A 13,444-nucleotide genomic window follows, 5' to 3' on the forward strand; every position below is an offset into this window, starting at 1 on the left:
GCGGGAGGGGGAGCTAGGCGCTCAAGCCAGCTGGCAGATATCCAGCACCTGCATGTCGGTATAATCCTGGTTCTCGCCGGCCATCGCCCAGATGAAGGCATAGGCCTTGGTGCCCGCACCCATATGGATCGACCAGGGCGGGCTGATCACCGCTTCCTCGTTGGCCAGGACGATATGCCGGGTCGCCTCGCCCTCGCCCATGAAATGCATCACCCGATCCTTCTCCAGGTCGTCGAGCTCGAAATAGAAATAGATCTCGCTGCGGCGCTCATGGACGTGCGGCGGCATGGTGTTCCACACGCTGCCCGGCTTGAGCACGGTCAGCCCCATCACCAGCTGCGCGCTGTCGCACACGCCGGGGATGACCAGCTGGTAGATCGTTCGCTCGTTGGACTCGGCGAGGCTCCCGCGCTCCAGCGCATTGGCATCGGCGATGCCGAGCTTCCGGGTGGTGAACGCCTTGTGCGCCGGGCAGGACGCCAGATAGAAACGCGCGCCTTCGCCGGAGAAGATCACCTCCTGTGCACCCATGGTGACGTAGAGGCAGTCCTTGTTGCCGAGCGCAAACGCCTCGCCGTCCACCGTCACGGTGCCGTCGACCGCGCCGACATTCACGATCGCCAGCTCGCGCCGCTCGAGGAAGGGGTGCCCTTGGGCCGATTTCGGCTCGGCCTGCGCGGGAAGCCGGACATCGCCGCCCGCCACTTGCACCCCGCCGATCACGAAGCGATCGGCATGGGTGTAGTTGAGCACGCATTCGCCCGCCCGGAACAGGCCGGAAATCAGATAGCGGTCGCGCAGTTCCTCGTTCGACACGCAGTCCATCATGTCCGGATGCGTGGCGTAATAGGTGCGGTCGAACATCGTCTCTCTCCCAGGCCGGGCGCTTATGCCACCGGTGTCTATCAGGCTCTATCGAGCTTGTAGGCCTTGCGGACAAGCCCGTTGGTGAGCTCGAACGCGAGTTCCGCCGCCTCCCAGTCGAGCAGCCGCCCCTCGGCGACCAGCTGCGCCAGGAAGCCGCAGTCGATCCGCCGCGCGACGTCGTGGCGCGCCGGGATCGACAGGAAAGCGCGGGTGTCGTCGTTGAAGCCGACGGTGTTGTAGAAGCCCGCCGTCTCGGTCACCTGCTCGCGGAAGCGACGCATGCCCTCGGGGCTGTCGTGGAACCACCAGGCCGGGCCCAGCTTGAGGCACGGATAATGGCCGGCCAGCGGCGCCAGTTCGCGCGAATAGACGGTTTCGTCGAGCGTGAAGAGGATGATCGACAGATCGGTCGACGTGCCGAAGCGATCGAGCAGCGGCTTCAACCCATGGACATAGTCGGTCGCCATCGGGATGTCGGCGCCCTTGTCGCGGCCATGGCTGGCGAACAGGCCGCCATTGTGGTTGCGGAAGCTGCCCGGATGGATCTGCATCACCATCCCGTCCTCGACGCTCATCGCCGCCATTTCGGTGAGCATCTGGGCGCGGAACAGCTCGGCATCGGCCGGGGTCCAGTCGCCGCCGAGGACACGCGCGAACAGCGCGGCGGCTTCCGCCTTGCTCAGGTTCGCGGTGCGGGCGGAGGGGTGGCCGTGATCGGTCGCGGTGGCACCGGCGGCGCGGAAGTCGGCGCGGCGTTTGCGGTGCGCGGCGAGATAGCCGTCCCAGCTGTACACGTCCTCGCCGGTCTTCTCGGCGAAGATCTTGAGCGCGCCGTGGAACTGCTCATGCTCGACGTCGATCACCGCATCCGGGCGATAGGTGGTGACGACGCGCCCCGGCCAGCCCGATGCCTGCACGGCGTGGTGCGCGGAAAGATCATCCTGCGGCCCCTCGGTGGTGGCGAGGAACTCGATGTTGAAGCGGTCGAACAGCGCGCGCGGGCGGAAATCGTCGCTCGCCAGCTTGGCGTTGATCGTGTCGTAGTAGAAATCGGCGGTCTCGCCGTCGAGCGCGACGTCGAAGCCGAACACCTCGCCGAACACATGGCCCAGCCACATGGCGGACGGCGTGCCGCGGAACAGGTAGAGGTGCTCGGCGAAGGTGCGCCATGCCGCGCGCGGATCGGTGGCGGGCATGCCGGCCTTGCTCGGCACGCACAGCGCGTCCAGCGACACGCCCTGCGAATAGAGCATGCGGTAGATGTAGTGGTCCGGCGAGAGCAGCAACTCGGTCGCGTTCGACCAGTTGGCGTTGGTCGAGAACCAGCTCGCATCGGTATGGCCGTGCGGGCTGATGATCGGCAGCTCGGCCACCTCGCGGTACAATTCGCGCGCGATTTCGCGGGTGCGCCCCTCGGCCGGCAACAGCCGGTCGGGATCGAGCTTGAGCGGCTTGGCCATCGGAGACTCCGGACAGGTCAGAGGAAAATCAGGCGTCCATGTCGACGCGGGCGAGCCGCGGCGACAGGAAATGCACGCAGGCGAGCGCGACGAAATAGGCGCTGCCGGCCACCGCGAAGAGCGGCCAGTAGCTGCCGATCCGCGCCAGCACCTGGCCGGCATAGAAGGACATCAGGATGCCGCCCACGGCGCCGACGGTACCGCCGATGCCGATCACCGAACCCACCGCGCCGCGCGGGAACATGTCCGCCGGCAGCGCATAGAGATTGGCGGAAAAGGCCTGGTGCGCCGCGGTCGCGATGCCGATCACGGCAACCGCCATCCACACGCTGCTCAGCGATTCCGCGAACAGCACCGGCAGCACCGCGAAGGCGCAGACCAGCATCGTCAGCTTGCGCGCGACATTGGCGGTATAGCCCGCGCGCATCAGCCGCGAGGACAGCCAGCCGCCGGCGACGCTGCCCATGTCCGACACGAGGTAGATCGCGGCGAGCGGCAGGCCGAACGTCTTGAGATCGAGCTGGTAGCGCTCGAACAGATAGCCCGGCAGCCAGAACAGGAAGAACCACCAGACGGGGTCGATGAAGAACTTGCCGAGCGCATAGGCCCAGGTCTCGCGCTTCAGGAGGACCGAGCCATAGCCGAGCTTCTGCACCTTGTCGGCCGGGTCCTGCTCGATCCACGCAAGCTCGGTCTCGGTCACCTTGGGGTGCTCGCGCGGGGTGCGGTAGAGCATCCACCAGGCGATCAGCCAGACGAAGCTGACCACGCCGGTGATGACGAAGGCCGAACGCCAGCCCCAGGCGATCACCATGTACGGGATGACCAGCGGGGTGAGCACCGCGCCGATGTTCGCCCCGGCGTTGAACACGCCGATCGCAAAGGCGCGCTCCTTGGCCGGGAACCACTCGGTCACCGCCTTGATGCCCGCCGGGAAATTGCCGGATTCGCCGATGCCCAGCGCGAAGCGGGCAATGGCGAACTGGGTGATGTTGTGGGCCGCGCCGTGGAAGATATGCGCCACCTGCCAGACGATGAAGGCGATGGTGTAGCCGACGCGCGCGCCGACCTGGTCGACGATCTTGCCGAACAGGATGTAGCCGACGGCATAGGCGAACTGGAACCAGATGATGACGCCGGCAAAGTCCTGCTCGGTCCAGTGCAGGTCGGCCATCAGCGTGGGCTTGAGCACGCCGATCATCTGGCGATCGATGTAATTGATGATGGTGGCCGCGAACAGCAGCCCGCAAATCACCCAGCGATACCGCCCCACCCGTTCCACGGCGCCGCTTACCGCGGCTTCGCCCTTGCTCGCCATCAACTCTCCAATCCCACTCCGCCGTCCCGGGATCAGGCGATCCCGATCGAGCACTGCACGCACAGCGCCGGCCCGAACCGCGCCTCGACCTTCTGCCCCGGCTGCACCGGGTGGACGCCAGTGACGGCGCCGGTCGATAGCCATTGGCCTGCCGCCAGGGGCAGCCCCTTGGCCGCGCGTTCGAACAGGAAGCGCACCGCTCCGATCGGTCCATCGAGCATGGCGCTCGCAGTGCCGGTTCCAGCGACCTCCCCGTCAATCGTTAGCGACACCGGCCAGTGAAGGAAATCCTCCCCAGAAGATATACGGTATTCGATCAGGAAGCCACCCGCCTTGTCGAGGTCTGAACTGGCGACCGCAGGACCTCAGCGATGTGCTCGACTACCCGGGGGGCCGTCATCGCTTCGATCTCGTCTCGCGCCGACGATCCCATCCGCACAGCCTGATACCGGTAGCAAACTGCCGGATCAACGCCACCGGCGGCGTGGACCGGAAAGGGCGGGCTCAGGCGGCAGCGCGCAGGTCGCGCTCCAGCGCGGCATAGCGTTCGGCTTCGTCCCGGATCCCCAGTTGCGCGTAGAACATCGCCAGGTTGCCGGCCGCCAGATAGCTCCCGCAGCCGATCACCGATCCGTCGAGCATCGGCTGCTCGCCGATCTCCAGGCAGCGCAGCCACGCACCCTCCACCACCGGCAGCAGCTCGTCCAGAGCGATGTCGGGCGCCTGGCTGGCCCATTCGAGATACAGGTCGGCCACGGCGAAATAGAAGTCGGGCGAAGCGGGCCAGGCGGACTGTTCGGCATCGACCAGCGCCAGCGCGTCGTGCAACCGCCCCGCTTCCTTCAGCGCGCGGATCGTGGAGAGCACCACCGCGTGGCGATAGGCCGCGCCGGGCGGGGTCAGGCGATAGGCCGTCTGCAACGGTTCGACCGCCGCCTCAGCCGCGCCGCGAACCAGATGTTCGCGCCCGAGCTGGTGCCAGAGATAGCCATCGTCGGGCGTCTCGGCGAGCGCCGCCTGGAGCAGCGCTAGGTTGCGACCATGTTTCGCGGCAAGCTGCGCCTCGGCATAGCCGTCATGCCCGATGCGAAGAGCGCATGGGACCAGCGGCAACTGCGATACCGGCTGTTCGTGTATCCGACCGGCATAGCGAACGCCGCGCGGCAACAGGCGCGGCAAGAAGCGGCGGGCAGCATTGCTTTCGCCCCCCTCGTTCCGCAGCTGCGGGCAGCCGATGAACTGCGCCGCGGCCACGCGCGCGGGCGGCAGCGCGACGGAGGATAGCGCCTCGAACCCGCCCTCCAGCCATTCGTCGGCGTCGAGCATCAAATTCCAGTCCGCGTCGGAATGATCGAGCGCCGCGTTGCGCGCAGCGGCGAAATCGTCACACCAGCGGAACATGTGCACCATGGCGCCGCAACGCTCGGCGATCGCCACGGTGTCGTCGGTGGAGCCGGTGTCGAGCACGATCATGCGGTCGACATGCTCGCGGGCACTGTCGAGCGCGCGCGCGATCGACCGCCCCTCGTTCCGGGCAATCATCACCAAAGCCAGTCGTGTCACGCCCGTTTCATCTCCTCCCGCTGCGGCATGCATCGCAGCGCCATCCTCATTGTAGCGCGGCGGACAGCCGACCGGGCGCCGAGCGGCCCCGCGCGCCGCTTTTGTCAGCGATGCGTAGAAAATTTTGCGTTCATCCGTGGTTGCGCGCCCCAGACACGTTCCTCGAATAGTGTGGATCGCCTGTCCCGGCCGCCGGCGCGGCTTGGGCGGCTAAATCTTGACGGTCACCCCCTGCCCGCCACCGGGGTGCCCCCGCCCGAAGCAGACGGCTGGGCGAGCTTCTACGCGCCGCACACGCGACGAAAAAAACGGCCGGGAGATCGCTCTCCCGGCCGTTTCATTCCTGTGGCCCCGAAGGTTCAGGCGGCGGCGAGGCGCGCCGTGCTGCGAGCGCGCCGACGCAGCGATGCGCCGACAAAGCCCATGCCCGCGATCATCAGGCCCCAGCTGGCCGGCTCCGGCACGCCGCTCGGGCCGAACACCGCGACCGGGGTCGCCGTGCCGATCGTCGCGCCGGCGAGGCCGGCCGTGCCCAGCGTCGTCTGGAACGCGGCCGCTGCTTCGTTGGTCAGCGTCAGCACCGAACCTGCGCCCAGGTTGAACAGCGAAATGTTGTCGCCGAGCGTGAAGCCGTTGGCCGAGGCGCTGCCCCGCACCAGGCCGGCGGCGGTGTCGATCTCGAAATTGCCGATGCTAAGCTTGTTGCCGCCTAGCGAGAAGTTCAGGCCCGATCCGGCGTGGTCGATCAGCGTCGCGCCAGTGGAATCATTGCGCGATCCGCCGGTGATCAAGAAGGCGGCGACGAGGTCGTTGCCTACCTTGAAGGCGCTGGCGGTGCCATAGGTGGCGACCTTGTAGCCGAGCGAATTGAAGGTGCTGGTCGCGGTAAGGTCGATGGCGGTCGCGCCGCCTATGATCGGTGCGGCCGAAGCCGCGACGGGGGTAAGCGAGAGGCCCGCAACAAGGGCCGCCGCGCTCAAAGCGCCTTTAATCATCCGGATATCTCCTGAACAGGGTACAACACGCCAGGAACGGCCGCATGGATCATGCCCGCATCATGGCAGCCCCCGAACCGCGCGCTGCGGCCACGAGTTCCGTCGACTTGCCTTGGCAACCCATCGACTTGACCGAAAAATTAACCATTTAGCGGCGGACCGCCGGATTCCGTCGACCGCCTGCACGGCGACGCATGAACCTCAGCGATTGAGCCGGTGGAGCAGCTGCGCGCGGAGCCTTCGCGCAGCCATTGCGTCGATCGGCGCCAGCGGCCCGCGCGCGGCCTCCGGCAAATGCGCGGCAGGTCGCGCGGGATCGCCGAACACATAATAGTCGAACAGCGCCTTCCAGGCCTGCTTCTCGGCCGCAGGGCGATCGCGCAGGCTGAGCAGGCCGTGGAGCAGGGTCAGCTGGGGCGTATCCAGCCAGGCCGGGCTGGTGTTCCACCAGTAATTCACCAGCACGTTGAACGGCGCCAGCGCCTCGACATGGTGCCACCACATCGCAGGATAGAAGAGCAGGTCGCCCGCTTCCATCTCCGCCACCTGCGCCGCTGCCATCGCAGCGCGGAAGCCGGGGTGACGATCGAAATCGGGCGCGGCGAAGTCGACCATGCTGACCACCTGGCCGCCCGGCGTCGGCTCAAGCGGGCCGGGGTAGAGATTGGCGATCTGGTCGGGCGGGAACAGCGTGAAGCGCCGCCGGCCGACCGTGCATACCGCCAGATTGTGCGACATGTCGTAGTGACAGGTCGCGGTGGTCCGGTTGCCGATCCAGATGCTCGCGAGGTGCTGTGCAAACATCGGGTGATCGAGCACCAGATCGTTTTCCGCGCGGAAACCCGGCAGATATTGGTCGAGATCGGTCGAGCCGACATAGAAGCTCGGCGCGTCGGGGGCGCCGATGCTCGGGCGCATCGCATCGAGCAGCGCGGTCAGCGGCTCGCGACGACTGCTGAAATTGAGACCGGTGACGGCTCCGTCGTAGAAGAAGCGACCCTGGATTTCGGGCGCGCCGGTGAACGTCACCACGGGGCGACCGGCATCCAAGCGCTGCAGCAGGTCCATCGCCGCATCAACGGAGGCGAGGCCGGCCCGTACCAGCGGCCAGTCGGCGGCGATCCCCTTGAGGATTACAGGCGCCTGGTCGGCCATCAGCTGGTCGAACGGGATCGCATCGGGGGCGATGCCCTCGATCACCCGTACCGCCGGGGCAACACCCGCCAGGATGTTCACCGCACGGCGCCCGCGTTCTTCCGCTCGATCAGCGCGCTGATGTTGCCGAGCGACGCGGCGACGAGATAGGCGAGGCCCAGCACGTTGGCGCGGTGCAGCCGTTCGAGCGCCTCGGGCGCCAGCGCCGCCAGCTTGTCGCGCGACAGCATCTGGAAGCCGTCGATCCGGTAGCGCTGCTCGTCGTGCAGCGTCACTTCGATGACGTTGCTCTCGAGCAGGCCGAACTCCTGAAACAGCGCATAGACCGGCGCCGCCGCGCCGATCCCGCCATGGATCCGCCCCAGCACGCGCGAGACATGCTCGAGATAGCGGCTCGCCCCGCCCTGTGGCAGGAACAGCAACTCGCCCTGCGCCGTGCCGACCCGCGGGTCGTCGAGGTCGACATGCACGGTCGGGCCCTCGTCGGGATCGAGGCCATCGCCGGGGATTCCGATCGAGAAGGGACCGCGCTGCTGGAGCGCGGGGATATAACGGCTGGTCCAGCGTTCGCCGTCGAAGAACAGATTCTCGTCCAGGTCGAAGCCGGTGAGCGCCACGGCCTGCAGCCCCTCGCCTTCCGCCTCGCGGAACAGGATCGGGAACTCGCGCTGCACGGCTTCGAACTCGGTGGGGAAGATGAGGGTCTGGTTGGCGGCATCGCCGAATTCCGCGCCGTGGCGGAAGGCGACGCGCAGATCCTGGTGGAGCACATTGTCCAGCGCGACCGGGTTCGTCATTCGAAACATATCCATCTTTCCGGGCCTCGCGCCCGGTTCGTCGGGACCATGGCGCAAAGCCGCGCCCCCCTCAACCATCCGCATCCGCTCCGGGCAAAGGAAAGGGCCGCTGCCCCCGGCAGCGACCCTCCCTCTCCACTCGCGCGGATGCGCGGTAGCTCAGAACTTGAAGCGCACGCCTGCCAGAAAGCGACGGTCGAGTTCCTGCGCGAACCACAGCTCGCTGGTGTCGCGGGCATAGGTCCGCACGCTCGCCTTGGTCAGGTTGATGCCTTCCAGCGAGAGTGCAATCTGCGGCGTTATCTCGTAGCTCACATTCATGTCGAGCTGGCCGAAGGGCGCGGTGAACTCGGGGTTACGCGAGCCCTGGCGGTTGATGCCCGACAGATAGCTGTCACGCCAGTTATAGGCGAGACGGGCCGAGATGCCGTTCTTGTCGTAGATCAGCGTGGTGCTGAAGGTGTCGCTGAGGCCGAGCAGCGCGAACTGGTCCTGGCCCGGGTCGGCACCCAAGTTGAAGCCCACGTCGCCGCGCACCAACGTGTACGCCGCAGCGACACCGAAGCCGGTGTTGCCGAGGAAGTACTGGCCAGCCAGCTCGACGCCGTAGATCTCGGCGTCCTTGTTGTTGACCGGCTTGGAGACCTGGAACTGATACAGCGGATCGGCCGCGGTACCGCGCAGGTCATACTGGTTGTTGATCGCCTTGACGTAGTTGTCGTCGAGCGCACGGGTCGAGTTGTTGTAATTCGCCTGGAACTCCGTGGTTGCTGCCGCCACCGAACCGCGGTTGGCAATCAGTGAGGACATCACGAACAGATTGACGTCGCTGATGTCGGCACCCAGCCCCTTCAGCGCGTCCTGCGCCTGACCCGAACGCGTACCCGCGGCGCCCGAGCTAGGATCGCGCAGGCCGAACAGCGGCGAGGTGAACTGGCCGTTGCCGACGAAGTTGTGCACCCGCTTGTCGAAGAAGGCGACCGAGACATAGCTGTCCGGCTTGAAGTACCACTCCAGCGACGCGTCGAAGTTATCCGAGATCAGCGGCGATAGGCTGGCGTTGCCCACTGACGCCGTCGGGATGCCGCCATTGTTGGTCGGGCGCGGCGGACCGCCCAGCGTCGTCGCGGTAAACAGGCTGTTGTAGTTCGGACGCGCAATCGTCTTGCTGTACGACAGGCGGGCGAGCAGGTTACGCTGCAGTTCGACCTGGAAGTCGACCTGCGGCAAGATGTTATCGTAGGAATGCGACTCATCAAACTGGGTGGTGTTGGTCAACGAAACCACCACGGTGAAGTCGTTGTCCGAAACCCAATCGACCGCGGACGGGATCGCCACCTGCGAGATCGAGCGCGACTTGGTGTGCTCGTAGCGGATGCCGGCGACCAGGCGTGCGGGCGCATTGCCCACTTCGCCTTTCCAGGTCAGCTGGCCATAGGCTGCCCAGATGTCTTCCTTGACGCGATTATTGTTGTTGCCGGTGATGCCGATCGAATTGCCGCGGCCGCCATAGTAGGAGGACAGGATCGGATAGAGCTTCGCCGCGTCGCCGCGGAAGGCGATCTTCGAGTCCGGATCCGAGCCCGGATCGTACTTGTCGAACTTGCACTCGAGGCAGAACGACGTGACCAGGCCCGGTGCCAGCCGCTGGACGTCGCCCGGATTGGCGATGCCCCAGTCGCCCAGCGTCTGCTGGGTGCTGACGAAGGTCTGGCGCATGTCGGTCTTGCGGTAGTTCGCACCGAACTCGAACTTGCTGTCGCCGCCCAGATCCCAGCCGAAGTCGGCACGCATTTCGCGGACCAGCTGTTCCTGGGTCGACTTGTTGGTGCGGCCGATCTGGCTGCCGAACGAGTTGAGGTCGAGCGGGACCGAGCCGAGCGTGATGTCCTGCTTCGGAATGCCGGCGCCGCTATAGTCGACCGAGTGGGCCGCGACGACGTTGGCACCCATGCCGACCAGCGTCGAGCTGACGCCGTTCGGATTGTCCGGCAGGCTCGACGACTTCGAGATATGCCCGTCGAGGCGCAGCGACAGGTTGCTCGCCATCTGCCATTCGGCGTTGAGGCCGAAATCGGTCAGCTTGTTCTTCTGGGCACGCGACTGCGCCTCGAAGCCCTCGTCCTTGAAGCCGTTGATCGTCTCGTGGAGATAGTTGGCGGTGGCGACGGTGGTGTTGCCGTCGAAATGCACTTCGTCGAACGGACGGCTGAACCAGTTGGACAGGTCTGACCGGGTCTCGCGCTGGCGGTTCTGCGCGAACAGCCCGTCCGCAGTCAGCGTCAGCGCGTCGCTCGGCTTGAATTGCACCACGGCCTGGCCGTTGATGCGCTCGCGGCTGCCTTCGGCATAGTGGTAGCGGCTGTCGTTCGGGATGGCGACCAGCTGGTTAGGGTTGCTGGGCACGCCCTTGACGATGGTGCAGCTGGCGCTCAACGTCGTCTGGCTGGCCGGGCACACCGTGTTGTTGCGGGTGAAGCCGCCGGTGACGAAGCTGCTGTACGGAACGATGTTCCAGTCGTTCGACGTCGCCGAAATCGAGGTGAAGTTGCGCTTCTGGTAGCTGCCGAACAGCTCGACGCCGAAGCGCTGATCCGCGTCGCTCCAGCCGACCACGCCCGAAAATTCCGGCGTGACTTTCGCGCCGCAATCGAGGCAGCCGTCGACGCTGGTGTCGTACACCGCCTTGGCGCCGACGCTGCCGTTGAAACCGGGCTTGCTGCCGCTGTCGAGCGGACGCCGGGTAACGACGTTGATCGTCGCGCCGATACCGCCCGACGGCACCGCGGCGCGGCCGGTCTTGTACACTTCAAGCGTGCGGACGCCTTCGGTGGCGAGGTTCGAGAAGTCGAACGAGCGGGTGGTGCCCTGCGCGCCGTCGGCGTTCTCGTCACCACCCACGACCGAGATCGCCGCCGTCGCAAGCTGGCGGCCGTTCAGCGTAACTAGGTTGTACTGCGGACCGAAGCCGCGGACGGTGACCTGCGAGCCTTCGCCATTGGTGCGGTTGATCGACACGCCCGGGATACGCTGCAGTGATTCCGCCAGGTTGGTATCGGGGAACTTGCCGATGTCTTCCGCGGAGATCGCGTCGACGATACCCGGGGACTCGCGCTTGATCGCGATAGACCGTTCTAGAGAAGCACGAATACCGGTGACGACGATTTCTTCGCCCTGCCCGCCTTCTTGCGGCGCCGCAGCCTTGGCAACGTTGTCGGCCTGTGCGTGTGCAATCGTTGGCAATACCATGCAAGCAGCCACTGCAATCATGGAAGCCGAGCGCGACCATATAGTCGAACGCGAAACGCTCTTCATGTCCCCTCCTATGCCGACATTGTTCGTCGGAAACCGTTATTGTTGCGAACGCCCCGATGCTTTCGCGACGGCGATATCGCTACCATCGGTCTCAACATTGTCAATGTAGGAAACATAAAGCTGTCTGACAGGTTTGATTTTGTCCGTCAGTGTGTTTTCAATGTTACAGCCTGAAATAAGCTTTCAGACGTGAAATACGTTTGCACGCGCTATTGCAGCGCAACAATCTGTTGGACTGAAACGGGTTACACCGACCGTTGTGCGGCAGGCGGGTTATTCCGCGCGCGCTAACAGGCGGCGGGCCTGTTCGAGATGCGGACGGTCGATCATCCGGCCGTTCAGCCGCAGCGCCCCGGCCTCGGGATGGGCGCGGAAAGCCTGCACGATTTCCTCCGCCGCGGCGATTTCGGCGTCGCTCGGGGTGAATCCGCCGTTGATCGCTTCGATTTGCGCCGGGTGAATCGCCAGCATGCCGGTGAAGCCGTCGCGACGGCCACGCGCGACATAGGCCGATAGCCCGTCCAGATCGGCAATATCGGGATAGACCGTCTCGATCGCCGCAACGCCTGCAGCATGCGCGGCGAACAACGCCAGCGAGCGCACCATCGCGAAGGGCGCGGTATAGCCGCCGTCTTCCTCCCGCGCACTGGCCGCGCCGATTGCGGCGGGCAGGTCCTCCGCCCCCCAGGTAAGCCCGGCAAGATGCGCGGCGACTTCGCCATAGCTGCCCAGTTGGAATAGCGCGGCGGGCGTTTCGGTGGCGATGGGGAGGATCGGCGGGCATGCAGCGCCTGCCTGGGCGACCAGCGCCACCAGGCTGCGGATCGCGGCGGCGCCATCGGCCTTGGGGAGCACCAGCCCAGCCGGGCGGCATGTGGCGATGGCGGCGAGATCGTCGGCGATCGCGGGGGTGCCGAGCGGATTGACGCGGACGAAGCAGGGCGTGTCGGGCATGTCGCCCAGCCATTCGGCGATGGCGTCGCGGGCGAAGTCCTTGCGCTCGGCCAGTACCGAATCCTCGAGGTCGAGGATCAGCGCATCGGCGCCGCTCGCCGCCGCCTTGGCAAAGCGCTCCGGCCGATCGCCCGGCACGAACAACAGCGACCTAAGACGCATGGCACCCCTCTCCCGATTTGAGCGGGATGCCATGGCATCATCGGGGCCGGGCTGGCAACTGCCCGGCCTTGGCCCTCATTCGCCGCTGCCGGGCTCGGCGATCTTGCGGTGCTGCTCGGCAGTCACCGATTGCGGCAGCACGCCGGCGCCAGCGACCTGCAGCTTGTTGGACAGGCCGGAGACGATGTTGTCCGTCCCCTTCATCAGCGCCGTCCAGCCATCCTTGGCGACATCGGCCGGATCGGACTTGCTCTCGCTCTGGCCGACCTTGGTGTCCATCATGCCGGCGCGCTCGAAGAACTCAGTCTCGACCGGGCCCGGCAGCAAGGTGGTGATGGTGATACCCTTCACCTCCTTGAGCTCGTTGCGGATCGCAGCGGCGAAATTGTCCACGAACGCCTTGGAGCCGTTGTAGACCGCCTGGAAGCTGCCCGGGATCCAGCCGGCGATCGAGCCGGTGATCAGCACCTTGCCCTCGCCCGCGTCACGCATCTGGCGCAGCACTTTCTGCAGCAGATAGGCGGTGCCGGTGATGTTGGTGTCGATCACATGCCGCCACTCGGAGACCTCCTGATCGAGGAAGCCGCCGCCCAGCCCATGGCCGGCATTGGCGCAGAGCAGGTCGACCCGCCGGCCGCCGGCCGCAGAGAGCAGCCGGTCGACGCCCTCGATGGTCGACAGGTCGGTTTCCACCGATTGCACGTCCACGCCCTCGCCCTTCAGCGCGGCGGCGGCGTCGACCAGCGGGGTGTCTGCCACCACCAGCAGGTCATAGCCGTCGCGCGCCGCAAGCCGCGCAAGTTCCAGCCCGATGCCGCTCGAGGCACCGGTCACGATCGCGAATTTGTCTGCCATTTC

The 13,444-nt window shown here is 66.1% G+C and carries 11 protein-coding genes; all 11 read right to left on the reverse strand.

Going from position 1 to position 13,444, the window contains the following annotated elements:
• Positions 1-21: 21 nt before the first annotated feature.
• Complete coding sequence (kduI, locus tag ACTJKY_RS18765) at positions 22-864, reverse strand: 5-dehydro-4-deoxy-D-glucuronate isomerase (RefSeq protein WP_440847619.1); 843 nt, start codon at positions 862-864, stop codon at positions 22-24.
• A 41-nt stretch (positions 865-905) separates the two neighbouring features.
• Positions 906-2,327, reverse strand: a complete 1,422-nt coding sequence (gene uxaC / locus ACTJKY_RS18770) for a glucuronate isomerase (protein WP_440847620.1) — start codon at positions 2,325-2,327, stop codon at positions 906-908.
• 28 nt (positions 2,328-2,355) lie between these two features.
• Positions 2,356-3,645, reverse strand: coding sequence for an MFS transporter (locus tag ACTJKY_RS18775; protein ID WP_440847621.1), 1,290 nt, complete (start codon positions 3,643-3,645; stop codon positions 2,356-2,358).
• A gap of 32 nt (positions 3,646-3,677) precedes the next feature.
• Positions 3,678-3,866, reverse strand: coding sequence for a hypothetical protein (locus ACTJKY_RS18780; RefSeq protein ID WP_440847622.1), 189 nt, complete (start codon positions 3,864-3,866; stop codon positions 3,678-3,680).
• Between the two features lie 283 nt (positions 3,867-4,149).
• Positions 4,150-5,208, reverse strand: coding sequence for a glycosyltransferase family 2 protein (locus ACTJKY_RS18785; RefSeq protein WP_440847623.1), 1,059 nt, complete (start codon positions 5,206-5,208; stop codon positions 4,150-4,152).
• Between the two features lie 359 nt (positions 5,209-5,567).
• Positions 5,568-6,203, reverse strand: coding sequence for a PEPxxWA-CTERM sorting domain-containing protein (locus ACTJKY_RS18790; RefSeq protein ID WP_440847624.1), 636 nt, complete (start codon positions 6,201-6,203; stop codon positions 5,568-5,570).
• Between the two features lie 201 nt (positions 6,204-6,404).
• Entirely contained in the window at positions 6,405-7,430 is a 1,026-nt protein-coding gene (locus ACTJKY_RS18795) for a cupin-like domain-containing protein (protein ID WP_440847746.1), read from the reverse strand.
• Between the two features lie 5 nt (positions 7,431-7,435).
• A complete protein-coding gene (locus ACTJKY_RS18800) occupies positions 7,436-8,155 on the reverse strand; it encodes a SapC family protein (protein ID WP_440847625.1) in 720 nt (239 codons plus the stop codon).
• A 159-nt stretch (positions 8,156-8,314) separates the two neighbouring features.
• Positions 8,315-11,470, reverse strand: coding sequence for a TonB-dependent receptor (locus ACTJKY_RS18805; protein ID WP_440847626.1), 3,156 nt, complete (start codon positions 11,468-11,470; stop codon positions 8,315-8,317).
• 273 nt (positions 11,471-11,743) lie between these two features.
• Complete coding sequence (locus tag ACTJKY_RS18810; protein ID WP_440847627.1) at positions 11,744-12,586, reverse strand: HpcH/HpaI aldolase/citrate lyase family protein; 843 nt, start codon at positions 12,584-12,586, stop codon at positions 11,744-11,746.
• Positions 12,587-12,661: 75 nt separating this feature from the next.
• The gene (locus ACTJKY_RS18815; RefSeq protein ID WP_440847628.1) at positions 12,662-13,441 is read right to left on the reverse strand and encodes an SDR family NAD(P)-dependent oxidoreductase; all 780 of its coding nucleotides are present in this window, start codon (positions 13,439-13,441) and stop codon (positions 12,662-12,664) included.
• Positions 13,442-13,444: the final 3 nt, after the last annotated feature.

This window comes from Sphingomonas sp. 22176 (assembly GCF_052045505.1).
Lineage (GTDB): Bacteria > Pseudomonadota > Alphaproteobacteria > Sphingomonadales > Sphingomonadaceae > Sphingomonas.

Coding starts and splice junctions, on each gene's coding strand:
- kduI (WP_440847619.1), bottom strand. CDS start 864: ATGTTCGACCGCACCTATTACGCCACGCATCCGGACATGATGGACTGC.
- uxaC (WP_440847620.1), bottom strand. CDS start 2,327: ATGGCCAAGCCGCTCAAGCTCGATCCCGACCGGCTGTTGCCGGCCGAG.
- ACTJKY_RS18775 (WP_440847621.1), bottom strand. CDS start 3,645: ATGGCGAGCAAGGGCGAAGCCGCGGTAAGCGGCGCCGTGGAACGGGTG.
- ACTJKY_RS18780 (WP_440847622.1), bottom strand. CDS start 3,866: ATGCTCGATGGACCGATCGGAGCGGTGCGCTTCCTGTTCGAACGCGCG.
- ACTJKY_RS18790 (WP_440847624.1), bottom strand. CDS start 6,203: ATGATTAAAGGCGCTTTGAGCGCGGCGGCCCTTGTTGCGGGCCTCTCG.
- ACTJKY_RS18800 (WP_440847625.1), bottom strand. CDS start 8,155: ATGACGAACCCGGTCGCGCTGGACAATGTGCTCCACCAGGATCTGCGC.
- ACTJKY_RS18805 (WP_440847626.1), bottom strand. CDS start 11,470: ATGAAGAGCGTTTCGCGTTCGACTATATGGTCGCGCTCGGCTTCCATG.
- ACTJKY_RS18810 (WP_440847627.1), bottom strand. CDS start 12,586: ATGCGTCTTAGGTCGCTGTTGTTCGTGCCGGGCGATCGGCCGGAGCGC.
- ACTJKY_RS18815 (WP_440847628.1), bottom strand. CDS start 13,441: ATGGCAGACAAATTCGCGATCGTGACCGGTGCCTCGAGCGGCATCGGG.